The organism is Pantoea sp. C1E2 (genome assembly GCF_056491465.1).
On the sequence record NZ_JBSZHT010000002.1, the window covers coordinates 502233 to 527716 of the forward strand.

Here is a 25484-nt window from a genome sequence, read left to right on the forward strand (position 1 = left end):
TGAATGCATTTTCGCGCCATTACCCGCATCGTGGGCCTGTTGGTGATTTTATTCTCGGTAACCATGATCCTACCAGGGCTGGTGGCTTTAATTTATCGCGATGGCGCCGGACGTGCGTTTAGCCAGACATTTATGATGGCGATTGTGATTGGCTCGCTGTTGTGGTGGCCGAATCGCAAGAAGAAAACCGAGCTTAAACCGCGCGAAGGGTTTTTGATTGTGGTGCTGTTCTGGACGGTGCTGGGCAGTGTGGGTGCGATGCCCTTCATTTTTGCCGAACAGCCGCACCTTTCGGTTACCGATGCCTTCTTTGAATCCTTCTCCGGGCTGACGACCACCGGTGCGACTACACTCGTTGGCCTTGATACGCTACCGAAAGCGATTCTGTTTTATCGCCAGATGCTGCAGTGGCTGGGCGGTATGGGGATCATCGTATTAGCGGTGGCGATCTTGCCTATCCTTGGCGTCGGAGGCATGCAGCTTTATCGCGCTGAAATGCCGGGGCCGCTGAAGGACAACAAAATGCGCCCGCGTATTGCCGAAACGGCTAAAACGCTGTGGTTGATCTACGTGTTGCTCACCGTGGCGTGTGCGGTGGCGTTGTGGTTGGCGGGCATGCCGGTGTTTGATGCCATTGGCCACAGTTTCTCCACCATCGCGATTGGTGGCTTTTCTACACATGATGCGAGTATCGGCTACTTCAACAGTCCTACCATCAATACCATCGTGGCGGTATTCCTGCTGATTTCGGGCTGTAATTATGGCCTGCATTTCTCTTTATTAAGCGGTCGAAGCCTCAAAGTTTACTGGCGCGATCCCGAATTTCGCATGTTTATTGGCGTGCAGCTCACGTTAGTGCTGATCTGTACGGTAGTACTGTGGTTCCACAACGTCTATGCCAGCGGTTGGCAAACATTGAACCAGGCTTTTTTCCAGGTGGTGTCGATGGCGACCACCGCAGGCTTTACCACCGATAGCATCGCACGTTGGCCGCTGTTCTTGCCGGTGCTACTGCTCTGTTCTGCTTTTATTGGTGGCATGGCCGGTTCGACCGGCGGTGGCCTGAAAGTGATTCGTATCTTATTGCTGTTCAAGCAGGGCTCGCGTGAGCTAAAGCGTTTGGTGCATCCCAATGCGGTCTACACCATCAAGTTGGGCAATCGCGCACTGCCGGAGCGTATCCTTGAAGCGGTATGGGGATTCTTCTCTGCTTATGCGCTGGTGTTCCTACTCAGCATGCTGGCGATTATCGCGACGGGCGTTGATGACTTCTCGGCTTTCGCTGCGGTTGCCGCGACGCTGAATAACCTCGGCCCAGGCTTAGGTGTCGTAGCGGATAACTTCACGTCTATGAATGACGTCGCTAAGTGGATTTTGATTTTGACCATGCTGTTTGGGCGCCTTGAGGTGTTCACCCTGCTGGTACTGTTCACCCCGACCTTCTGGCGTGAATAAGATAAACAGGATTATCTAATGAAAGCATTGATTCTTTATTCCAGCCGCGATGGGCAAACCCGTGAGATCGCGGCGCGCATTGCACAGACGTTAGCGCCGCAGCAGCTGTGTGACGTGATTGATTTACTGGAAGTACAGAAGGTTGAGTGGTCACAGTATGATCGCGTGCTGATTGGCGCTTCAATCCGTTACGGACATTTCCATCCGGTGCTGTTGAAGTTTGTCACTCAATATAAGGTAGAGCTGCAACAGCGCGTTACTGGCTTCTTCAGTGTTAACCTCACGGCGCGCAAAGCAGATAAATGCACGCCAGCAACCAACGCCTATACGCACAAGTTTCTGGAGCAGTCACCCTGGCAGCCCGATTGCTGTGCGGTGTTTGCCGGCGCGTTGCGTTATCCCCGCTATCGCTGGTTTGACCGTGTCATGATTCAACTCATTATGCGCATGACCGGCGGCGAAACCGATACGTCTAAAGAAGTTGAATACACTGATTGGAATAAAGTGGCCGTTTTTGCCCAGGATTTTGTGCAGTTACCAGGCAAATCGTTGTGAAATAGAGCGTTGTGGCTAAATTTAGGTCGAACAATCATTTTTTTGCAATAAACCCTTGTCAGCCAGAATCAACGCCCTATAATGCGCATCCACTGAGACGGCAAAGCGGCAACGCAGACGACTCAGCAGGGAGTGAAGTGATTCACCCCGCCGGAGAAAAACGCTGAAAAAAGTGTTTGACTCTGAAGGAGGAAGGCGTAATATACGCCACCTCGCAACAGCAGCTTAAGGCGCTGATTGCACCGCTCTTTAACAATTTATCAGACAATCTGTGTGGGCACTCGCAGGATTGATATCAACGTCTCCGGACGTAAAAAATATCAAGTCTCACGAGTGAACACATAATGAAATTCATTATGACGTTTTACAGATGAGCATCGCTGAACTTGTTTCAGCAAATCAAACTTAAATTGAAGAGTTTGATCATGGCTCAGATTGAACGCTGGCGGCAGGCCTAACACATGCAAGTCGAACGGTAGCACAGAGGAGCTTGCTCCTTGGGTGACGAGTGGCGGACGGGTGAGTAATGTCTGGGAAACTGCCCGATGGAGGGGGATAACTACTGGAAACGGTAGCTAATACCGCATAACGTCTTCGGACCAAAGTGGGGGACCTTCGGGCCTCACACCATCGGATGTGCCCAGATGGGATTAGCTAGTAGGTGGGGTAATGGCTCACCTAGGCGACGATCCCTAGCTGGTCTGAGAGGATGACCAGCCACACTGGAACTGAGACACGGTCCAGACTCCTACGGGAGGCAGCAGTGGGGAATATTGCACAATGGGCGCAAGCCTGATGCAGCCATGCCGCGTGTATGAAGAAGGCCTTCGGGTTGTAAAGTACTTTCAGTGGGGAGGAAGGCGTTAAGGTTAATAGCCTTGACGATTGACGTTACCCGCAGAAGAAGCACCGGCTAACTCCGTGCCAGCAGCCGCGGTAATACGGAGGGTGCAAGCGTTAATCGGAATTACTGGGCGTAAAGCGCACGCAGGCGGTCTGTCAAGTCGGATGTGAAATCCCCGGGCTCAACCTGGGAACTGCATTCGAAACTGGCAGGCTAGAGTCTTGTAGAGGGGGGTAGAATTCCAGGTGTAGCGGTGAAATGCGTAGAGATCTGGAGGAATACCGGTGGCGAAGGCGGCCCCCTGGACAAAGACTGACGCTCAGGTGCGAAAGCGTGGGGAGCAAACAGGATTAGATACCCTGGTAGTCCACGCCGTAAACGATGTCGACTTGGAGGTTGTTCCCTTGAGGAGTGGCTTCCGGAGCTAACGCGTTAAGTCGACCGCCTGGGGAGTACGGCCGCAAGGTTAAAACTCAAATGAATTGACGGGGGCCCGCACAAGCGGTGGAGCATGTGGTTTAATTCGATGCAACGCGAAGAACCTTACCTACTCTTGACATCCAGAGAACTTAGCAGAGATGCTTTGGTGCCTTCGGGAACTCTGAGACAGGTGCTGCATGGCTGTCGTCAGCTCGTGTTGTGAAATGTTGGGTTAAGTCCCGCAACGAGCGCAACCCTTATCCTTTGTTGCCAGCGGGTTATGCCGGGAACTCAAAGGAGACTGCCAGTGATAAACTGGAGGAAGGTGGGGATGACGTCAAGTCATCATGGCCCTTACGAGTAGGGCTACACACGTGCTACAATGGCGCATACAAAGAGAAGCGACCTCGCGAGAGCAAGCGGACCTCATAAAGTGCGTCGTAGTCCGGATCGGAGTCTGCAACTCGACTCCGTGAAGTCGGAATCGCTAGTAATCGTAGATCAGAATGCTACGGTGAATACGTTCCCGGGCCTTGTACACACCGCCCGTCACACCATGGGAGTGGGTTGCAAAAGAAGTAGGTAGCTTAACCTTCGGGAGGGCGCTTACCACTTTGTGATTCATGACTGGGGTGAAGTCGTAACAAGGTAACCGTAGGGGAACCTGCGGTTGGATCACCTCCTTACCTGAAGATACCTTCCCGCGCAGTGCTCACACAGATTGTCTGATAGAAAAGTAATGAGCAAGACGGCTGCGAAGTCGTGACACGAATCGTGTCCCCTTCGTCTAGAGGCCTAGGACACCGCCCTTTCACGGCGGTAACAGGGGTTCGAATCCCCTAGGGGACGCCACTTGCTTGGTGACAGGTGAAAGGTGTCTCCACAGTATCTCAAAACCAGCTTGCGAGCTGCGTTTGAGATATTTGCTCTTTAACAATCCGGAACAAGCTGAAAATTGAAACGACACGTCGCGTTCATTCTCCGTAATAAGAATGAATAAGCGATGTGTTCGAGTCTCTCAAATGCTTGCAGTCTGCATGCGTTGTAAAACGCCTGTGGGTTGTGAGGTTAAGCGACTAAGCGTACACGGTGGATGCCCTGGCAGTCAGAGGCGATGAAGGACGTGCTAATCTGCGTAAAGCGTCGGTAAGGTGATATGAACCGCTACAGCCGACGATGTCCGAATGGGGAAACCCGGTGCACTCTGTGCATCATCGCAACATGAATACATAGTGTTGCGAGGCGAACCTGGGGAACTGAAACATCTAAGTACCCAGAGGAAAAGAAATCAACCGAGATTCCCCCAGTAGCGGCGAGCGAACGGGGAACAGCCCAGAACCTGAATCAGTTTGTGCATTAGTGGAAGCGTCTGGAAAGTCGCAGGGTACAGGGTGATACTCCCGTACACAAAAATGCACTTACTGTGAGTTCGAAGAGTAGGGCGGGACACGTGGTATCCTGTCTGAATATGGGGGGACCATCCTCCAAGGCTAAATACTCCTGACTGACCGATAGTGAACCAGTACCGTGAGGGAAAGGCGAAAAGAACCCCGGCGAGGGGAGTGAAACAGAACCTGAAACCGTGTACGTACAAGCAGTGGGAGCCTCTTTTATGGGGTGACTGCGTACCTTTTGTATAATGGGTCAGCGACTTATATTCTGTAGCAAGGTTAACCGTATAGGGGAGCCGCAGGGAAACCGAGTCTTAACTGGGCGTTAAGTTGCAGGGTATAGACCCGAAACCCGGTGATCTAGCCATGGGCAGGTTGAAGGTTGGGTAACACTAACTGGAGGACCGAACCGACTAATGTTGAAAAATTAGCGGATGACTTGTGGCTGGGGGTGAAAGGCCAATCAAACCGGGAGATAGCTGGTTCTCCCCGAAAGCTATTTAGGTAGCGCCTCGTGAACTCATCTTCGGGGGTAGAGCACTGTTTCGGCTAGGGGGCCATCCCGGCTTACCAACCCGATGCAAACTGCGAATACCGAAGAATGTTATCACGGGAGACACACGGCGGGTGCTAACGTCCGTCGTGAAGAGGGAAACAACCCAGACCGCCAGCTAAGGTCCCAAAGTCATGGTTAAGTGGGAAACGATGTGGGAAGGCACAGACAGCCAGGATGTTGGCTTAGAAGCAGCCATCATTTAAAGAAAGCGTAATAGCTCACTGGTCGAGTCGGCCTGCGCGGAAGATGTAACGGGGCTAAACCATGCACCGAAGCTGCGGCAGCGACGCGTATGCGTTGTTGGGTAGGGGAGCGTTCTGTAAGCCGTTGAAGGTGGCCTGTGAGGGTTGCTGGAGGTATCAGAAGTGCGAATGCTGACATAAGTAACGATAAAGCGGGTGAAAAGCCCGCTCGCCGGAAGACCAAGGGTTCCTGTTCAACGTTAATCGGAGCAGGGTGAGTCGACCCCTAAGGCGAGGCTGAAAAGCGTAGTCGATGGGAAGCAGGTTAATATTCCTGCACTTGGTGTTACTGCGAAGGGGGGACGGAGAAGGCTAGGTTATCCGGGCGACGGTTGTCCCGGTTTAAGCATGTAGGCGGAGAGTTTAGGTAAATCCGGACTCTTATTAACGCTGAGGTGTGATGACGAGCCACTACGGTGGTGAAGTAACTGATGCCCTGCTTCCAGGAAAAGCCTCTAAGCTCCAGGTAACACGAAATCGTACCCCAAACCGACACAGGTGGTCAGGTAGAGAATACCAAGGCGCTTGAGAGAACTCGGGTGAAGGAACTAGGCAAAATGGTGCCGTAACTTCGGGAGAAGGCACGCTGGCGCGTAGGTGAAGGGACTTGCTCCCCGAGCTGAAGCCAGTCGAAGATACCAGCTGGCTGCAACTGTTTATTAAAAACACAGCACTGTGCAAACACGAAAGTGGACGTATACGGTGTGACGCCTGCCCGGTGCCGGAAGGTTAATTGATGGGGTTATCCGCAAGGAGAAGCTCTTGATCGAAGCCCCGGTAAACGGCGGCCGTAACTATAACGGTCCTAAGGTAGCGAAATTCCTTGTCGGGTAAGTTCCGACCTGCACGAATGGCGTAATGATGGCCAGGCTGTCTCCACCCGAGACTCAGTGAAATTGAAATCGCTGTGAAGATGCAGTGTACCCGCGGCAAGACGGAAAGACCCCGTGAACCTTTACTATAGCTTGACACTGAACATTGAGCCTTGATGTGTAGGATAGGTGGGAGGCTTTGAAGCGTGGACGCCAGTCTGCGTGGAGCCAACCTTGAAATACCACCCTTTAATGTTTGATGTTCTAACGTAGGCCCGTGATCCGGGCTGCGGACAGTGTCTGGTGGGTAGTTTGACTGGGGCGGTCTCCTCCTAAAGAGTAACGGAGGAGCACGAAGGTTGGCTAATCCTGGTCGGACATCAGGAGGTTAGTGCAATGGCATAAGCCAGCTTGACTGCGAGAGTGACGGCTCGAGCAGGTGCGAAAGCAGGTCATAGTGATCCGGTGGTTCTGAATGGAAGGGCCATCGCTCAACGGATAAAAGGTACTCCGGGGATAACAGGCTGATACCGCCCAAGAGTTCATATCGACGGCGGTGTTTGGCACCTCGATGTCGGCTCATCACATCCTGGGGCTGAAGTAGGTCCCAAGGGTACGGCTGTTCGCCGTTTAAAGTGGTACGCGAGCTGGGTTTAGAACGTCGTGAGACAGTTCGGTCCCTATCTGCCGTGGGCGCTGGAGAATTGAGGGGGGTTGCTCCTAGTACGAGAGGACCGGAGTGAACGCACCACTGGTGTTCGGGTTGTCATGCCAATGGCATTGCCCGGTAGCTAAGTGCGGAAAAGATAAGTGCTGAAAGCATCTAAGCACGAAACTTGCCCCGAGATGAGTTCTCCCTGACTCCTTGAGAGTCCTGAAGGGACGTTGAAGACTACGACGTTGATAGGCCGGATGTGTAAGTGCAGCGATGCATTGAGCTAACCGGTACTAATGACCCGTGAGGCTTAACCTTACAACGCCAGAGGCGTTTTTTGAGAGACGCAGTAGATTTTCAGCTTGTTCAGAGATTGGTTCGCGTGGTTACGGAAGTAACGGCGCGGATGAAACAGAATTTGCCTGGCGGCTTTAGCGCGGTGGTCCCACCTGACCCCATGCCGAACTCAGAAGTGAAACGCCGTAGCGCCGATGGTAGTGTGGGGTCTCCCCATGCGAGAGTAGGGAACTGCCAGGCATTAATTAAGTGAAGAAGCCCTGAACAGTAGTTCAGGGCTTTTTTACGTCTGCACATTGGCAAAATCCCCGCCAAAAGCCACGAAAACATCCCACCCGTGACTAACTGATCGGGTAAACTACGGCCAGATAAATCAGTAAAGGCCGTGAAATGTCCAGCCCCCACACTTCTCTAAAAGCATTCAATACACTGGGTCTTGAGGTCAGTGCACAAGCGCTGTATATCGCAGACACACCTGAAGCCATTATTAGCGCATGGCAAGCGACTCAACAGGCGAACCAACCTTTCATCGTATTAGGTGAGGGAAGCAATGTGCTTTTCCTTGAAGACTTTGATGGTGGCGTAATTATTAACGCCATCAAAGGTATTTCACTTGAGGAAGAGGCTGAAGCATGGCATTTGCATATTGGCGCTGGTGAGAACTGGCACGAGTTGGTTGAGCATACTTTAAAAAAAGGTATTACCGGCCTGGAAAACCTTGCATTAATTCCTGGCATGGCCGGTTCAGCACCTATCCAGAACATTGGCGCTTATGGTGTTGAATTTAAAGATATTTGCCACTACGTTGATGTGTTGCACCTACCCACACAAAAAATCAGTCGCCTGCATCGTGAAGCGTGTCAGTTTGGTTACCGTGACAGTATCTTTAAACACGAAATGAAGGATAATCACGTCATTATTGCTGTTGGGCTCCGTCTGGCTAAACAATGGAAGCCGGTGCTGAGCTACGGCGATTTAGCGAAACTGAATCCGGCCACCGTATGCGCATGGGATGTGTTTAATGCAGTTTGCCAAATGCGCCAGAGCAAATTGCCCGATCCACGGGTAACGGGCAATGTAGGCAGCTTCTTCAAAAACCCTCTTATCACACGTGATTTGGCTCATGAGCTGTTAGAGGCATGGCCGGGAATACCGCATTATCCTCAGGCAAATGGTGACGTAAAATTAGCGGCAGGCTGGTTGATCGATCAATGCCATCTCAAGGGATACCAGGTTGGAGGCGCTGCGGTACACCGCCAACAAGCGCTGGTATTGATCAATGAAAACCAGGCAACGCCAAAAGATATCGTTGCTTTAGCTCACGAGGTACGTCATCACGTGGGTGATAAATTCAATGTTTGGCTCGAGCCAGAGGTACGCTTTATTGGTGCTCAAGGCGAACGTAACGCCGTTGAGGTCATTTCATGAAAGATAATAGTGTTCCGCTGAAATTGGTCGCGCTGCTGGCTGATGGAGAATTCCATTCAGGTGAGCAACTGGGTGAAGCATTGGGAATGAGCCGTGCAGCCATCAATAAACACATCCAAACTCTGAAGAGCTGGGGACTGGATGTCTATACTGTTACAGGAAAGGGGTATAGCTTACCTGCCCCCATTCAATTGCTGAATGAAGCCGATATTCTTTCGCATCTGCATCAACCAGATTTAGATGTCATCCCCGTGATTGATTCTACCAACCAATATCTGCTGGATCGGATGGATCAGCTGCCCTCCGGTCATGCCTGTATTGCAGAGTATCAGCAAGCGGGCCGTGGACGCCGTGGCAGAAAATGGTTCTCTCCTTTTGGTTCAAATCTCTATCTTTCGATGTACTGGCGACTTGAGCAAGGTCCCGCTGCAGCAATGGGGTTAAGCCTGGTCATTGGTATAGTGATGGCTGAGGTAATCCAGTCTTTAGGCGTACCCGATGTGCGCGTTAAATGGCCTAATGATCTCTATCTGAACGATCGTAAATTGGCCGGCATTCTGGTCGAGCTGACCGGGAAAACAGGTGATGCGGCGCAAATTGTCATGGGCGCAGGGGTTAATCTGGTGATGCGCTCAGAAGGAGCATCTGAGATTAATCAGGGCTGGATTAATTTGCAGGAAGCCGGTGTTGAAATTGATCGCAATGAACTGGCCGCCAAAATCATCAATAGCCTGCGAAATGCACTGCCAATTTTCGAGCGCGATGGATTAGCACCGTTTGTTGGACGTTGGGATGCACTGGACAACTTTATCAATCGCCCGGTTAAGTTGCTGATTGGCGATAGAGAAGTTCATGGCATTGCACGGGGTATTGATAAGCAGGGTGGTTTATTACTGGAACAAGAAGGCGAAGTGAAGTCCTGGGTTGGTGGCGAGATTTCGCTACGACCTGGTAATTAATGTGAACTAACCTGATAAAAAAACGCCCTGATATAGCGGGGCGTTTTAATATTAAAGCTATTTTCTCAGACGAACACTCTGCACGGCATGATCTGCAGATTTAGTCATTATCAGACTGGCTCGCTCTCGGGTAGGAAGGATATTTTCATTGAGATTCAACCAGTTGATCTCTTTCCATAATCCGCGAGCAATATTTTCGGCCTCTTCTTTGGGCAATTGAGAATAATGGTGGAAATAAGAGTCGGGATCGCTGAAGGCACCTTCACGGAATTTCAAGAAGCGATTAACGTACCAGCGTTCTAATAATGTTTCAGGTGCATCGACATAAATTGAGAAGTCGACAAAATCTGAAACAAATACATGATGAGGATCGTGGGGATAATCCATCCCACTTTGCAGCACATTTAAGCCTTCCAGAATCAGAATATCAGGCTGTTGTACCACCTTATCACCATCCGGTATCACATCATAAATAAGGTGTGAATAAACCGGCGCCGTGACCTGATTAGCACCTGATTTCAAATCGGATACGAAATTGACCAGGCGATGCATATCGTAAGACTGCGGGAAGCCCTTCTTCTTCATCAGCCCCCGTTCTTTTAACACTGCATTCGGGTGTAAAAAGCCGTCAGTAGTAATCAACTCCACTTTACGATGTTCTGGCCAGCGGCTGAGCAGTGCCTGCAGCACGCGAGCGGTTGTGCTTTTACCTACAGCAACACTGCCCGCAATGCTGATGATATAAGGGATCTTTTGCCCGTTAGTGCCCAGGAACTGCTCCAGTACGGCCTGACGACGCAGGTTCGAACTGATATAAAAGTTGAGCAGGCGAGAGAGCGGCAAATAAATCTCAGCGACCTCTTCTAAAGAGAGATCTTCATTAATACCGCGTAATCGTTCAATTTCGCCTTCAGCGAGCGTCATTGGCACTGAGTCGCGCAGAGCGGCCCATTGCTGACGGTCAAACTGCAAATAGGGCGTAGTGAGTGGTGTCGTTTTTTTACTCATAAGTATGCATCTGACCGCAAATCCAGGCCCATCAACACCTTGTAGCGTCTGGCATACAATGATGCGTCGAGCTTAGTTGCACGTCATAGGGGGTAATTAACGAGAACAATGGGCTGGAGGGTAACACCAGTGTCACTTTAAAAAGAAGCAAATTGATAAACCTGAGCACGCTTTCGTAAGCGTGCCCGCATTTTTATTATTGCTTAGTTGCTTGTTACGACGGTTTTTGTTGCTCCGACGCGTAAAGTCTTTTCAGATTATCCCTCGCCAACAACTTTAGGCGTCGTCCAGCAACTGATAATGCTTCTCTCATTACATGTCGAAACTGGCATCAGTTAACAAACAAACCTATCCTGCAATCCGACAGGCTAAAAAATACGCAATCAAACCCGGAACCAAAAAAAGTGGCGATTTTTTAAATGCAAAATGGCGTTGTGTTTCTCGAGTGCGAGTATCAAACCATAATATGCCGCTATGAATGACGTAGCCCAATGGCGTAAAAACACACTGTATTTGGATGAAAAGAGTGCAAGTAAGGGGCGGTTTGCGATTTTTTGCACAAATAGTAAGCGATAGAACAAATTTGATAATTTTTTTGTTGCATCCTGGGCGCGGTCTTCCTAGAATGCGCTCCACTTGATGCCGGCTTAGCTCAGTTGGTAGAGCAACTGACTTGTAATCAGTAGGTCACCAGTTCGATTCCGGTAGCCGGCACCAATCAAGTAGGTGGGATTCCCGAGCGGCCAAAGGGAGCAGACTGTAAATCTGCCGTCACAGACTTCGAAGGTTCGAATCCTTCTCCCACCACCATCTCAACCACTTGGTTGAGCGTCAGGTAAAATCATTATCTGGCGGGTGAGTTCATCTCTCTCACCTTCGAATTCAGATTGCAGAGTTTCGCAATCAAAGTCGGTCAGAAACTCTGACAGACTCGAATAATAGAAGGTCTTCTTTTATTATTCATAAGCTACAGAAAGAACAGGTAGCCGAGTTCCAGGATGCGGGCATCGTATAATGGCTATTACCTCAGCCTTCCAAGCTGATGATGCGGGTTCGATTCCCGCTGCCCGCTCCAGATGTGCTGATATGGCTCAGTTGGTAGAGCGCACCCTTGGTAAGGGTGAGGTCCCCAGTTCGACTCTGGGTATCAGCACCACTTCCTTTATCTCTCTCCTGATTCTCTCTCTGTAAACCAAACAGTCAGGCATTGCCTGGTTGATATGACGATATCTTCGATATATCCGTGTCTTAGAGGGACTAGCGATGGCTAAAGAGCAATTTCAGCGTAACAAACTGCACGTAAACGTCGGCACCATCGGTCACGTTGACCATGGTAAAACCACTCTGACTGCAGCAATCACCACCGTTCTGGCTAAAACCTACGGCGGCTCTGCTAAAGCGTTCGATCAGATCGATAACGCACCAGAAGAGAAAGCGCGCGGTATCACCATCAACACTTCGCACGTTGAATATGAAACCCCGACTCGCCACTACGCGCACGTTGACTGCCCAGGCCACGCCGACTATGTGAAAAACATGATCACCGGTGCTGCGCAGATGGACGGCGCGATCCTGGTTGTTGCTGCGACTGATGGCCCAATGCCACAGACCCGTGAGCACATCCTGCTGGGTCGTCAGGTTGGCGTTCCTTACATCATCGTGTTCCTGAACAAGTGCGACATGGTTGATGATGAAGAGCTGCTGGAACTGGTAGAGATGGAAGTTCGCGATCTGCTGTCAGCTTACGACTTCCCGGGCGACGATACTCCAATCGTACGCGGTTCTGCTCTGCAGGCACTGAACGGTGTTGCTGAGTGGGAAGAGAAGATCATTGAGCTGGCTGGTCACCTGGATAACTACATCCCAGAGCCAGTACGTGCAATCGACCTGCCGTTCCTGCTGCCAATCGAAGACGTATTCTCAATCTCAGGCCGTGGTACTGTTGTAACCGGTCGTGTTGAGCGCGGTATCGTTAAAGTCGGCGACGAAGTTGAAATCGTTGGTATCAAGGCGACTGTTAAGTCTACCTGTACCGGTGTTGAAATGTTCCGTAAGCTGCTGGACCAGGGTCAGGCAGGCGAGAACTGTGGTGTTCTGCTGCGTGGTATCAAGCGTGAAGACATCCAGCGTGGCCAGGTACTGGCTAAGCCGGGTTCAATCAAGCCACATACCAAGTTCGTATCAGAAGTGTACGTTCTGTCTAAAGACGAAGGCGGCCGTCATACTCCGTTCTTCAAAGGCTACCGTCCACAGTTCTACTTCCGTACCACTGACGTGACCGGCAACGTTGAGCTGCCAGAAGGCGTTGAGATGGTAATGCCAGGCGACAACGTGAAAATGACCGTTGAGCTGATCCACCCAATCGCGATGGATCAGGGTCTGCGTTTCGCAATCCGTGAAGGCGGCCGTACTGTTGGTGCGGGCGTTGTTGCTGAAGTTATCGCTTAATTGCGATAATATTTGACGCAATGCTTAGTGAAAGGGCATCATTTGATGCCCTTTTTGTACGCTGTTACATAGAACCTGGCTCATCAGTGATTTTCGATCATAATCATTGCTGAGACAGGCTCTGGTTTACGGTGTCGGATACCGAGTTATGCCCAAAAGCTCATTCGGTTTGGATGCCTCGCTCTGCGGGGCAGAATTGTTTCTGAATTATTGTGGCAGGTTGGTTTATGAGTGCGAATACCGAAGCTCAAGGGAGCGGGCGCGGCCTGGAAGCGATAAAGTGGATCGTTGTGATCGCATTGCTGTTAGTAGCAATCGTTGGCAACTATATTTATCGCGACATCACGCTGCCTTTGCGCGCGCTGGCTGTAGTGGTGTTGATCGCTGCGGCGGGCGGCATTGCGTTGCTGACTATTAAAGGCAAAGCGACCGTGGCTTTTGCTCGTGAAGCAAAAACTGAAATGCGTAAGGTCATTTGGCCGACTCGCCAGGAAACATTGCACACCACGTTAATCGTTGCCGCGGTCACTGCCGTGATGTCACTGATTTTGTGGGGGCTGGATGGAATTCTGGTCCGTCTGGTATCGTTTATCACTGGCCTGAGGTTCTGAGATGTCTGAAGCTCCAAAAAAACGCTGGTACGTCGTTCAGGCGTTCTCCGGTTTTGAAGCCCGCGTAGCAAAGTCGCTGCACGAGCATATCAAACTGCACAACATGGAAGAACTGTTTGGTGAAGTCATGGTACCGACTGAAGAAGTCGTCGAAATCCGTGGTGGCCAGCGTCGCAAAAGCGAACGTAAATTCTTCCCTGGCTATGTATTGGTTCAGATGGTGATGAATGACGCCAGCTGGCACTTAGTGCGTAGTGTACCGCGTGTAATGGGCTTCATTGGTGGTACCTCTGACCGTCCTGCGCCGATCAGCGACAAAGAAGTTGATGCGATTATGAACCGCCTGCAGCAGGTGGGTGATAAGCCGCGTCCGAAAACTCTGTTCGAGCCAGGCGAGATGGTACGCGTCAACGACGGTCCATTTGCCGACTTCAACGGTGTGGTCGAAGAAGTTGATTACGAAAAGAGCCGCTTGAAAGTATCAGTATCCATCTTTGGCCGTGCAACGCCGGTGGAGCTCGACTTTGCTCAGGTGGAGAAAGGTTAACCCCTTTGTTCACTTTTTAGCTCTTGCGGAAGGCGCGAAATTTACCTATAATTTCGCGCCTTTTGTTTTTATACGCTGGTTACAGCGTGTGAAATAATTATCACGGGGAGCCTGTTTCACAGGCGCTATAACCCATTTGAGGAAATATCATGGCTAAGAAAGTACAAGCCTACGTCAAGCTGCAGGTTGCAGCTGGTATGGCGAACCCAAGTCCACCTGTTGGTCCAGCACTGGGTCAGCAGGGTGTTAACATCATGGAATTCTGTAAAGCGTTCAACGCCAAAACAGAATCTCTGGAGAAAGGCTTGCCTACTCCAGTTGTTATCACTGTATACAGCGACCGTTCTTTCACCTTCGTTACCAAAACCCCTCCTGCTGCCGTACTGCTGAAAAAAGCAGCGGGCATCAAGTCTGGTTCAGGTAAGCCGAACAAAGATAAAGTCGGCAAAGTTTCTCGTGCTCAGGTACGTGAAATCGCAGAAACTAAAGCTGCGGACATGACTGGTTCTGACGTAGAAGCGATGACTCGCTCTATCGAAGGTACTGCACGTTCCATGGGCCTGGTAGTAGAGGATTAAGAAATGGCTAAGCTGACCAAGCGCATGAGCGTAATCCGTGACAAAGTAGACGCGACCAAGCAGTACGACATCGCTGAAGCTATTGCTCTGCTGAAAGAACTGGCTACTGCCAAGTTCGTTGAAAGCGTTGACGTTGCTGTCAACCTCGGCATTGATGCACGTAAATCAGACCAGAACGTTCGCGGCGCGACCGTTCTGCCACACGGTACTGGTCGTTCAGTACGTGTTGCTGTATTTACCCAAGGCGCAAACGCTGAAGCTGCTAAAGCAGCTGGCGCTGAGCTGGTAGGTATGGAAGATCTGGCTGATCAGATCAAGAAAGGCGAAATGAACTTTGACGTTGTTATTGCATCTCCAGATGCAATGCGCGTTGTTGGCCAGTTGGGCCAGGTTCTGGGTCCACGCGGCCTGATGCCAAACCCTAAAGTTGGTACTGTAACCCCTAACGTTGCTGAAGCTGTTAAGAACGCTAAAGCAGGTCAGGTTCGTTATCGTAACGACAAAAACGGCATCATCCACACTACCATCGGTAAAGTGGATTTCGATACTGACAAACTGAAAGAAAACCTGGAATCTCTGCTGGTTGCGCTGAAAAAAGCAAAACCTTCACAGGCGAAAGGCGTGTACATCAAGAAAGTTAGCATCTCTACCACCATGGGCGCCGGCGTTGCCGTTGACCAGGCTGGTCTGACTGCCGTAGCAAACTAATTGCTACTTGAAACGGGCGGAAAATTCATCTAGAATCTTACGCCCGTTGTTCTGGTTGATGACTCAACTCAGGACCCAGATTCAAAGTCACTGAATAACAAAGCGTAACTGCCTGGTTGCTCAATGACTTAGGTTGGAGCCAGGCCTTATCCTGGCCTCCGTCCAAGACCGCAGGAGCGGGATTATCTTCGGATAGCTTGCTTAATATCCTGCGTAGACGGTGACAGAACCAAAAAGAATTATTTTCTTCGCTGGATTCTGCTCACCGTGTAATAGCGCTCTTTACCTTCGGGTAGTTGAGTGAAGTGAGTTCCGGGAAATTTTTCCCGGTCAAATCCAGGAGCAAAAGCTAATGGCATTAAATCTTCAAGGCAAACAAGCGATTGTTGCTGAAGTTAGCGAAGTAGCCAAAGGCGCGCTTTCAGCGGTTGTTGCGGATTCCCGTGGCGTTACCGTTGATAAAATGACCGAACTGCGTAAAGCAGGCCGTGAAGCTGGCGTTTACATGCGTGTTGTTCGCAACACCTTGCTGCGCCGCGTCGTTGAAGGTACTCCTTTCGAGTGCCTGAAAGACACGTTTGTTGGTCCGACCCTGATTGCATATTCTATGGAACACCCGGGCGCTGCTGCTCGTCTGTTCAAAGATTTCGCGAAAGCGAATGCAAAATTTGAGGTCAAAGCTGCAGCCTTTGAAGGTGAGCTGATCACGGCGGCCAATATTGACCGTCTGGCAACTCTGCCGACTTACGAAGAAGCATTGGCACGCCTGATGTCGACCATGAAAGAAGCCGCTGCTGGCAAATTGGTTCGCACTCTGGCTGCTGTACGCGATGCAAAAGAAGCGGCTTAAGGCCAACTTCTTTTCCTTCGTACTTGCTAACGTATAAACTTTTTCTGTTTTTTAGGAACAATCGATATGTCTATCACTAAAGATCAAATTCTGGAAGCAGTAGCAGCTATGTCCGTAATGGAAGTAGTTGAGCTGGTTTCTGCTATGGAAGAAAAATTCGGCGTTTCTGCTGCTGCCGCTGTAGCTGTTGCTGCTGGCCCAGCTGAAGCTGTTGAAGAGAAAACTGAATTCGACGTTATTCTGAAAGCTGTTGGCGCGAACAAAGTTGCAGTAATCAAAGCAGTACGTACTGCAACTGGTCTGGGCTTGAAAGAAGCTAAAGACCTGGTTGAAGCGACCGGCACTATCAAAGAAGGCATCAGCAAAGATGACGCAGCTGCTCTTGAAGCACTGCTGAAAGAAGCTGGCGCTGAAGTTGAAGTTAAGTAAGACAACCCTTCGGGTTGCAGCCTGAGTAGTTTCAGGCTGATGGCTGGTGACTTTTTGGTCACCAGCCTTTTTGCGCTACAGGGGAATGATGGCGTTTCGCACTGTTTGTCCATTGTTTCTCTTCAATATCTTTTTCTATCTACGACTTAATATATCGCTCTCCTGTGAAGGTTCCCTGCCTGCACAACGGCGATGAAATGATTTAAGAGTGATAGAAAGACGTATTGCATGGGGTGTTACGCATCGCATGAAAAACAAAATAGTGTTGCATGAACTGTCCTATCAGGACGGACAGCGTGGTTCGACATGTCAGCTAGCTGAGGAACCCTATGGTTTACTCCTATACCGAGAAAAAACGTATTCGTAAGGATTTTGGTAAACGTCCACAAGTTTTGGACATACCTTATCTCCTTTCTATCCAGCTTGACTCGTTCCAGAAGTTTATCGAGCAAGATCCAGAAGGCCAACACGGTCTGGAAGCAGCCTTCCGTTCCGTATTCCCAATCTCTAGCTACAGCGGCAACTCTGAGTTGCAGTATGTGAGCTACCGTTTGGGTGAGCCGGTCTTTGACGTAACAGAATGTCAGATCCGTGGCGTGACCTACTCGGCACCGCTGCGCGTGAAGCTGCGTCTGGTGATCTATGAGCGCGAAGCGCCAGAAGGCACCGTAAAAGACATTAAAGAGCAAGAAGTGTACATGGGTGAAATTCCACTCATGACCGACAACGGTACCTTTGTTATCAACGGTACTGAACGTGTTATCGTTTCTCAGCTGCATCGTAGTCCTGGCGTGTTCTTTGACAGCGACAAGGGTAAGACGCACTCGTCTGGTAAAGTGCTGTATAACGCACGTATCATCCCTTACCGTGGTTCATGGCTCGACTTCGAATTCGACCCGAAAGACAACCTCTTTGTCCGTATTGACCGTCGCCGTAAGCTGCCGGCCACTATCATTCTGCGTGCGTTGCAATTCACCACTGAACAAATCCTCGATCTGTTCTTCGATAAAGTGGTTTATGAAATTCGCGACAACAAGCTGCAGATGGAATTGGTGCCAGAGCGCCTGCGTGGTGAAACCGCCAGCTTCGATATCGAAGCCAACGGCACAGTCTACGTTGAGAAAGCGCGTCGCATCACTGCACGTCATATTCGTCAGCTGGAAAAAGACGGTATTCAGCACATCGAAGTGCCTGTTGAATATATCGCAGGTAAAGTGGTCGCTAAAGACTACGTCGATCTGAACACCGGCGAACTGATTGTTCCTGCAAACATGGAACTGTCACTGGATCTGTTGGCTAAACTTAGCCAGTCCGGTCACAAGCGCATTGAAACCCTGTTCACCAACGACCTGGATCACGGTGCGTACATCTCCGAGACCTTGCGTGTTGACCCAACCAGCGATCGTTTGAGCGCATTGGTTGAGATCTATCGCATGATGCGTCCTGGTGAGCCACCAACGCGTGAAGCGGCAGAAAATCTGTTCGAGAATCTGTTCTTCTCTGAAGATCGTTACGATCTCTCTGCGGTTGGCCGCATGAAGTTCAACCGTTCTCTGCTGCGTGATGAAATCGAAGGTTCAGGCATCCTGAGCAAAGACGACATCATCGAAGTGATGAAGAAGCTGATCGGCATCCGTAACGGTATTGGCGAAGTCGATGATATCGACCACCTCGGCAACCGTCGTATCCGTTCTGTTGGTGAGATGGCTGAGAACCAGTTCCGTGTGGGTCTGGTCCGTGTTGAGCGTGCTGTTAAAGAGCGTCTGTCTCTGGGCGATCTCGACACCCTGATGCCTCAGGACATGATCAACGCCAAGCCGATTTCGGCGGCGGTGAAAGAGTTCTTCGGCTCCAGCCAGCTGTCCCAGTTTATGGATCAGAACAACCCGTTGTCTGAGATTACGCATAAGCGTCGTATCTCTGCTCTGGGCCCAGGCGGTCTGACGCGTGAGCGTGCAGGCTTCGAAGTGCGTGACGTACACCCAACCCACTACGGTCGTGTATGCCCAATCGAAACGCCTGAAGGTCCGAACATCGGTCTGATCAACTCCCTTTCTGTTTACGCGCAGACTAACGAATACGGCTTCCTTGAGACTCCGTATCGTCGCGTTGTTGACGGCAAAGTGGGTGAAGAAATTCATTACCTCTCTGCGATTGAAGAGGGTAACTACGTTATCGCTCAGGCGAACACCAACCTTGCTGATGACGGTAGCTTTGTTGACGATCTCGTCACCTGCCGTAGCAAAGGTGAATCAAGCCTGTTCAGCCGCGATCAAGTTGACTACATGGACGTTTCCACCCAGCAGGTGGTTTCTGTCGGTGCGTCACTGATCCCGTTCCTGGAGCACGATGATGCTAACCGCGCCTTGATGGGTGCGAACATGCAACGTCAGGCGGTTCCTACTCTGCGTGCTGATAAGCCGCTGGTTGGTACCGGTATGGAACGTGCTGTAGCGGTTGACTCCGGTGTAACTGCTGTCGCGAAACGTGGTGGTACCGTTCAGTACGTTGATGCTTCTCGTATCGTTATTAAAGTTAACGAAGAAGAGATGTATCCGGGCGAAGCGGGTATCGATATCTACAACCTGACCAAGTACACCCGTTCTAACCAGAACACCTGCATCAACCAGATGCCGTGCGTGTCTCTGGGTGAGCCGATTGAACGTGGCGACGTGCTGGCAGATGGCCCGTCCACCGATCTCGGTGAACTGGCTCTGGGTCAGAACATGCGCGTGGCGTTCATGCCATGGAACGGTTACAACTTCGAAGACTCCATCCTCGTTTCCGAGCGTGTTGTACAAGAAGACCGTTTCACCACTATCCACATCCAGGAACTGGCCTGTGTGTCTCGTGACACCAAGCTGGGGCCAGAAGAGATCACTGCTGATATCCCGAACGTCGGTGAAGCAGCGCTCTCCAAACTGGATGAGTCCGGCATCGTGTATATCGGTGCGGAAGTGACCGGCGGTGACATTCTGGTTGGTAAGGTTACACCGAAAGGTGAAACCCAGCTGACGCCAGAAGAGAAACTGTTGCGTGCGATCTTCGGTGAGAAAGCGTCTGACGTTAAAGACTCTTCTCTGCGCGTGCCAAACGGTGTTTCCGGTACGGTCATCGACGTTCAGGTCTTCACCCGCGATGGCGTGGAAAAAGACAAGCGTGCACTTGAAATCGAAGAGATGCAGCTGAAGCAGGTTAAGAAAGACCTGTCTGAAGAACTGCAGATTTTCGAAGCGGGCTTGTTCAGCCGTATTCAGACTGTACTGATCTCCGGTGGCGTTGAAGCTGAGAAGCTGGACAAACTGCCACGTGAGCGCTGGCTGGAACTGGGCCTGACTGACGAAGAGAAGCAAAACTCTCTTGAGCAGCTGGCTGAGCAGTATGACGAGCTGAAGCACGAGTTTGAGAAGAAACTCGAAGCGAAGCGTCGCAAGATTACCCAAGGCGATGATCTGGCACCTGGCGTGCTGAAAATCGTTAAGGTGTACCTGGCGGTTAAACGTCAGATCCAGCCTGGTGACAAGATGGCGGGTCGTCACGGTAACAAAGGTGTTATTTCTAAGATCAACCCGATCGAAGACATGCCTTACGATGAGAACGGTACGCCGGTCGATATCGTACTGAACCCACTGGGTGTACCGTCACGTATGAACATCGGTCAGATCCTGGAAACTCACCTGGGTATGGCGGCAAAAGGCATTGGTGAGAAAATCAATGCAATGCTGAAGAAGCAGGAAGAAGTCACCAAACTGCGTGATTTCATCCAGCGTGCTTACGATCTTGGTACTGACGTGCGTCAGAAAGTCGATCTGAACACCTTCACTGACGACGAAGTTCTGCGTCTGGCTGAGAACCTGAAAAAAGGTATGCCAATCGCAACGCCAGTGTTTGATGGTGCGAAAGAGAGCGAAATCAAAGAGCTGCTGCAGCTCGGCGGCCTGCCTTCTTCCGGTCAGATCACCTTGTTCGATGGCCGTACCGGTGAGCAGTTCGAGCGTCAGGTAACCGTAGGTTACATGTACATGCTGAAACTGAACCACCTGGTCGACGACAAGATGCACGCCCGTTCTACTGGCTCTTACAGCCTCGTTACTCAGCAGCCGCTGGGTGGTAAGGCGCAGTTCGGTGGTCAGCGCTTCGGTGAGATGGAAGTGTGGGCACTTGAAGCGTACGGTGCTGCTTATACCCTGCAGGAAATGCTGACCGTTAAGTCTGATGACGTGAATGGCCGTACGAAGATGTATAAAAACATCGTCGATGGCAACCATCAGATGGAACCGGGCATGCCGGAATCCTTCAACGTACTGTTGAAAGAGATCCGCTCGCTGGGTATCAACATCGAGCTGGAAGACGAGTAAGCACTCGCAAGTACTGGTTACGGGACGCGCACTTCGGGTGTGCGTCCCTGAGAGTTCCACTCCGACGGGAGCTAATCCGTGAAAGACTTACTTAAGTTTCTGAAAGCGCAAACTAAGACCGAAGAGTTTGATGCGATCAAGATCGCTCTGGCCTCGCCAGATATGATCCGTTCATGGTCTTTTGGTGAAGTTAAAAAGCCAGAAACCATTAACTACCGTACCTTTAAGCCGGAGCGTGACGGTCTTTTCTGCGCCCGTATCTTTGGGCCGGTAAAAGATTACGAATGCCTGTGCGGTAAGTACAAGCGTTTAAAACATCGCGGCGTGATCTGTGAGAAGTGTGGCGTTGAAGTTACACAGACCAAAGTTCGTCGTGAGCGCATGGGCCACATCGAACTGGCTTCACCAACAGCGCACATTTGGTTCCTGAAATCACTGCCTTCGCGTATCGGCTTACTGCTGGATATGCCGCTGCGTGATATCGAGCGCGTACTGTACTTCGAATCATATGTTGTGATCGAAGGCGGTATGACCAACCTGGAAAAACGTCAGATTCTGACCGAAGAGCAGTACCTTGACGCGCTGGAAGAGTTCGGTGACGAATTCGATGCGAAGATGGGTGCGGAAGCTATCCAGGCGCTGCTGAAAAACATGGATCTGGAGCAAGAGTGCGAGCAGCTGCGTGAAGAGCTGAACGAAACCAACTCCGAGACCAAACGTAAAAAGCTGACCAAGCGTATCAAGCTGCTGGAAGCGTTCGTTCAGTCTGGTAACAAACCAGAGTGGATGATCCTGACCGTTCTGCCGGTTCTGCCGCCAGATCTGCGTCCGCTGGTACCGCTGGACGGTGGTCGTTTCGCTACGTCAGATCTGAACGATCTGTATCGTCGCGTGATCAACCGTAACAACCGTTTGAAACGTCTGCTGGATCTGGCTGCGCCAGATATCATCGTACGTAACGAAAAACGTATGCTGCAGGAAGCGGTAGATGCCCTGCTGGATAACGGCCGTCGCGGTCGTGCCATCACCGGCTCTAACAAACGTCCTCTGAAATCTTTGGCCGATATGATCAAAGGTAAGCAGGGTCGTTTCCGTCAGAACCTGTTGGGTAAACGTGTTGACTACTCTGGTCGTTCTGTAATCACCGTAGGTCCATACCTGCGTCTGCATCAGTGCGGCCTGCCGAAGAAAATGGCACTGGAGCTGTTCAAACCGTTTATCTACGGCAAGCTGGAACTGCGTGGCCTCGCGACCACCATCAAAGCTGCTAAGAAAATGGTTGAGCGCGAAGAAGCTGTTGTCTGGGATATCCTGGACGAAGTGATCCGCGAACACCCGGTACTGCTGAACCGTGCACCAACTCTGCACCGTTTAGGTATCCAGGCATTCGAACCTGTTCTGATCGAAGGTAAAGCAATTCAGCTGCACCCGCTGGTTTGTGCGGCATATAACGCCGACTTCGATGGTGACCAGATGGCTGTTCACGTACCGCTGACGCTGGAAGCCCAGCTGGAAGCACGTGCGCTGATGATGTCTACCAACAACATCCTGTCACCTGCGAACGGCGAGCCAATCATCGTTCCTTCTCAGGACGTTGTACTGGGTCTGTACTACATGACCCGTGACAAAGTGAATGCGCGCGGCGAAGGCATGGTGCTGACTGGCCCGAAAGAAGCTGAGCGTGTTTATCGCGCTGGCCTGGCTGAGTTGCATGCTCGCGTTAAAGTGCGTATCACCGAGTACAGCAAAAACGAACAAGAAGAGTTCGTCGCGAATACCAGCATTATCGACACCACCATTGGTCGTGCGATTCTGTGGATGATCGTGCCGAAAGGTCTGCCTTACTCCATCGTCAACCAGGCGCTGGGTAAGAAAGCTATCTCCAAGATGCTGAACACTTGTTACCGTATCCTGGGCCTGAAGCCGACCGTTATCTTTGCTGACCAGACCATGTACACCGGTTTTGCTTACGCAGCCCGTTCAGGTGCCTCTGTAGGTATCGACGACATGGTTATCCCGGCTAAGAAAGCGGAAATCGTTGCGGAAGCGGAAGCGGAAGTTGCTGAGATTCAGGAACAGTTCCAGTCTGGTCTGGTAACTGCTGGCGAACGTTACAACAAAGTCATCGATATCTGGGCCGCAGCGAACGAACGCGTTTCCAAAGCGATGATGGACAACCTGCAAACCGAAACCGTGATCAACCGTCACGGCGAAGAAGAGCAGCAAGTCTCGTTCAACAGCATCTACATGATGGCCGACTCCGGTGCGCGTGGTTCTGCTGCACAGATTCGTCAGCTGGCCGGTATGCGTGGTCTGATGGCTAAGCCAGATGGCTCAATCATCGAAACGCCAATCACCGCGAACTTCCGTGAAGGTCTGAACGTACTCCAGTACTTCATCTCGACGCACGGTGCGCGTAAAGGTCTTGCGGATACCGCACTGAAAACCGCTAACTCCGGTTATCTGACGCGTCGTCTGGTTGACGTTGCGCAGGATCTGGTGGTGACCGAAGACGACTGTGGCACATTCGAAGGCATCATGATGACTCCGGTCATCGAAGGTGGCGACGTTAAAGAGCCACTGCGTGAGCGTGTACTGGGTCGTGTGACCGCAGAAGACGTACTGAAACCAGGTACTGCTGACATCCTGATCCCGCGTAATACGCTGATCGATGAGCACTGGTGTGATGTGATCGAAGTTAACTCTGTCGATGCGATCAAAGTGCGTTCTGTTGTGGGTTGTGAAACCGACTTTGGTGTGTGTGCACACTGTTATGGTCGCGACCTGGCACGTGGTCACATCATCAACAAAGGTGAGGCCATCGGCGTTATCGCAGCACAGTCCATCGGTGAGCCGGGTACACAGCTGACGATGCGTACGTTCCACATCGGTGGTGCGGCATCTCGTGCGGCTGCTGAATCCAGCATCCAGGTGAAGAACAAAGGTACCATCAAGCTGACGAACGCGAAGTCTGTAACCAACTCCTCCGGGAAGCTGGTTATCGTTTCACGTAACGTTGAGCTGAAGATGATCGACGAGTTCGGTCGTACCAAAGAGAGCTATAAAGTGCCTTACGGTGCGGTTATGGCCAAAGGTGATGGTGAGCAGGTTGCTGCGGGCGAGACCGTTGCAAACTGGGATCCGCATACCATGCCAGTTATCACCGAAGTGGGCGGTTTCATTCGCTTCACCGACATGATCGACGGCCAGACCATTACCCGTCAGACTGACGACCTTACCGGTCTGTCATCGCTGGTGGTTCTGGACTCTGCAGAACGTACTGCAGGTGGTAAAGATCTGCGTCCTGCGCTGAAAATTATTGATGCCAACGGAAATGACGTTCTGATTCCAGGTACCGATATGCCAGCTCAGTACTTCCTGCCGGGCAAAGCAATTGTTCAGCTGGAAGATGGCGTTAAGATCAGTGCGGGTGACACCCTGTCTCGTGTACCTCAGGAATCTGGCGGTACCAAGGACATCACCGGTGGTCTGCCACGCGTTGCTGACTTGTTCGAAGCGCGTCGTCCGAAAGAGCCAGCTATCCTGGCCGAGATCAGCGGTATTATCTCGTTCGGTAAAGAGACCAAAGGCAAGCGTCGTCTGGTGATTACACCGGTTGATGGTAGCGATCCGTACGAAGAGATGATTCCGAAATGGCGTCAGCTGAACGTATTCGAAGGTGAGCGTGTTGAACGTGGTGACGTTGTTTCTGACGGCCCAGAATCTCCACACGATATCCTGCGTCTGCGTGGCGTCCATGCGGTTACGCGTTACATCACTAACGAAGTGCAGGAAGTTTACCGTCTGCAAGGCGTTAAGATTAACGATAAACACATCGAAGTCATCGTGCGTCAGATGTTGCGTAAAGCAACCATCGCCAGCGCCGGCAGTGCCGACTTCCTGGAAGGTGAGCAGGCTGAATACTCTCGCATCAAGATCGCTAACCGCGAACTTGAAGCGAATGGCAAAATCGGCGCGACATTCATGCGCGATCTGCTGGGTATCACCAAAGCGTCACTGGCTACCGAATCGTTCATCTCTGCAGCATCGTTCCAGGAAACCACGCGTGTCCTGACCGAAGCAGCAGTAGCAGGTAAGCGCGATGAACTGCGCGGCCTGAAAGAGAACGTTATCGTGGGTCGTCTGATCCCGGCCGGTACCGGTTATGCATACCATCAGGATCGTATGCGTCGCCGTTCTGTAGGTGAAACACCGGTTGCACCGCAGGTGACTGCGGATGAAGCCTCTGCGAGCCTGGCTGAACTGCTGAACGCGGGTCTGGGCGGTAATAACGACGATTAATCGTTGTTCTGTCTGACTTATAACAAACCCT

At 51.2% G+C, this 25484-nt stretch carries 14 protein-coding genes, 5 tRNA genes and 3 rRNA genes; 21 read left to right on the forward strand and 1 reads right to left on the reverse strand.

Translation table 11 applies throughout. The features are described from left to right. Positions 1-3: 3 nt before the first annotated feature. The 8 genes from trkH (at position 4) to birA (ending at position 9614) form a co-directional block, all read left to right on the forward strand. Positions 4-1455, forward strand: a complete 1452-nt coding sequence (gene trkH, locus ACXI0A_RS02565; protein WP_034827948.1) for a Trk system potassium transporter TrkH — start codon at positions 4-6, stop codon at positions 1453-1455. 18 nt (positions 1456-1473) lie between these two features. Beyond that, positions 1474-2010, forward strand: coding sequence for a menaquinone-dependent protoporphyrinogen IX dehydrogenase (hemG, locus tag ACXI0A_RS02570; RefSeq protein WP_224933822.1), 537 nt, complete (start codon positions 1474-1476; stop codon positions 2008-2010). 407 nt (positions 2011-2417) lie between these two features. Beyond that, positions 2418-3960 (forward strand): 16S ribosomal RNA (locus ACXI0A_RS02575). A 90-nt stretch (positions 3961-4050) separates the two neighbouring features. Continuing rightward, positions 4051-4126 (forward strand) — tRNA-Glu (locus tag ACXI0A_RS02580). A 214-nt stretch (positions 4127-4340) separates the two neighbouring features. After that, positions 4341-7248 (forward strand): 23S ribosomal RNA (locus ACXI0A_RS02585). A gap of 103 nt (positions 7249-7351) precedes the next feature. Then, positions 7352-7467, forward strand: a 5S ribosomal RNA gene (gene rrf, locus ACXI0A_RS02590). The 16S, 23S and 5S rRNA genes sit together here with 1 tRNA gene alongside, the layout of an rRNA operon. Positions 7468-7617: 150 nt before the next feature. Continuing rightward, positions 7618-8655, forward strand: coding sequence for a UDP-N-acetylmuramate dehydrogenase (gene murB / locus ACXI0A_RS02595; RefSeq protein ID WP_476150508.1), 1038 nt, complete (start codon positions 7618-7620; stop codon positions 8653-8655). After that, entirely contained in the window at positions 8652-9614 is a 963-nt protein-coding gene (gene birA, locus ACXI0A_RS02600) for a bifunctional biotin--[acetyl-CoA-carboxylase] ligase/biotin operon repressor BirA (protein ID WP_224935640.1), read from the forward strand. The genes murB and birA overlap by 4 nt, the downstream gene beginning before the upstream one ends. Positions 9615-9671: 57 nt before the next feature. Here birA and coaA read toward each other — a convergent pair whose 3' ends face one another. Next, positions 9672-10622, reverse strand: coding sequence for a type I pantothenate kinase (gene coaA / locus ACXI0A_RS02605; protein WP_476150506.1), 951 nt, complete (start codon positions 10620-10622; stop codon positions 9672-9674). 641 nt (positions 10623-11263) lie between these two features. Here coaA and ACXI0A_RS02610 point away from each other — a divergent pair. The 13 genes from ACXI0A_RS02610 (at position 11264) to rpoC (ending at position 25453) form a co-directional block, all read left to right on the forward strand. Then, positions 11264-11339, forward strand: a tRNA-Thr gene (locus ACXI0A_RS02610). A gap of 8 nt (positions 11340-11347) precedes the next feature. After that, positions 11348-11432 (forward strand) — tRNA-Tyr (locus tag ACXI0A_RS02615). 190 nt (positions 11433-11622) lie between these two features. Beyond that, positions 11623-11697, forward strand: a tRNA-Gly gene (locus tag ACXI0A_RS02620). 5 nt (positions 11698-11702) lie between these two features. Further along, positions 11703-11778, forward strand: a tRNA-Thr gene (locus ACXI0A_RS02625). A gap of 107 nt (positions 11779-11885) precedes the next feature. After that, the gene (tuf, locus tag ACXI0A_RS02630) at positions 11886-13070 is read left to right on the forward strand and encodes an elongation factor Tu (protein ID WP_476150504.1); all 1185 of its coding nucleotides are present in this window, start codon (positions 11886-11888) and stop codon (positions 13068-13070) included. A gap of 227 nt (positions 13071-13297) precedes the next feature. Continuing rightward, complete coding sequence (secE, locus tag ACXI0A_RS02635; RefSeq protein ID WP_224935567.1) at positions 13298-13681, forward strand: preprotein translocase subunit SecE; 384 nt, start codon at positions 13298-13300, stop codon at positions 13679-13681. 1 nt (position 13682) lies between these two features. Further along, positions 13683-14228 carry a transcription termination/antitermination protein NusG gene (gene nusG, locus ACXI0A_RS02640; protein WP_224935566.1) on the forward strand — a complete coding sequence of 182 codons (546 nt, stop codon included), beginning with the start codon at positions 13683-13685 and terminating at the stop codon, positions 14226-14228. A gap of 149 nt (positions 14229-14377) precedes the next feature. Then, positions 14378-14806 carry a 50S ribosomal protein L11 gene (gene rplK, locus ACXI0A_RS02645; protein WP_007886298.1) on the forward strand — a complete coding sequence of 143 codons (429 nt, stop codon included), beginning with the start codon at positions 14378-14380 and terminating at the stop codon, positions 14804-14806. Between the two features lie 3 nt (positions 14807-14809). Next, positions 14810-15514 (forward strand): 50S ribosomal protein L1, encoded by a 705-nt coding sequence (gene rplA / locus ACXI0A_RS02650; protein WP_224935564.1) that lies wholly within the window; start codon positions 14810-14812, stop codon positions 15512-15514. A gap of 352 nt (positions 15515-15866) precedes the next feature. Then, positions 15867-16364: a 50S ribosomal protein L10 gene (rplJ, locus tag ACXI0A_RS02655; protein ID WP_058973440.1), complete on the forward strand. Its 498-nt coding sequence runs from the start codon at positions 15867-15869 to the stop codon at positions 16362-16364. 66 nt (positions 16365-16430) lie between these two features. Next, positions 16431-16793: a 50S ribosomal protein L7/L12 gene (gene rplL / locus ACXI0A_RS02660; protein WP_084938296.1), complete on the forward strand. Its 363-nt coding sequence runs from the start codon at positions 16431-16433 to the stop codon at positions 16791-16793. A 329-nt stretch (positions 16794-17122) separates the two neighbouring features. Continuing rightward, on the forward strand, positions 17123-21151 hold the full coding sequence (gene rpoB / locus ACXI0A_RS02665) for a DNA-directed RNA polymerase subunit beta (RefSeq protein ID WP_224935562.1): 4029 nt from the start codon (positions 17123-17125) through the stop codon (positions 21149-21151). Positions 21152-21229: 78 nt separating this feature from the next. Further along, positions 21230-25453 carry a DNA-directed RNA polymerase subunit beta' gene (rpoC, locus tag ACXI0A_RS02670; RefSeq protein ID WP_224935560.1) on the forward strand — a complete coding sequence of 1408 codons (4224 nt, stop codon included), beginning with the start codon at positions 21230-21232 and terminating at the stop codon, positions 25451-25453. The last annotated feature ends 31 nt before the right edge of the window (positions 25454-25484 follow it).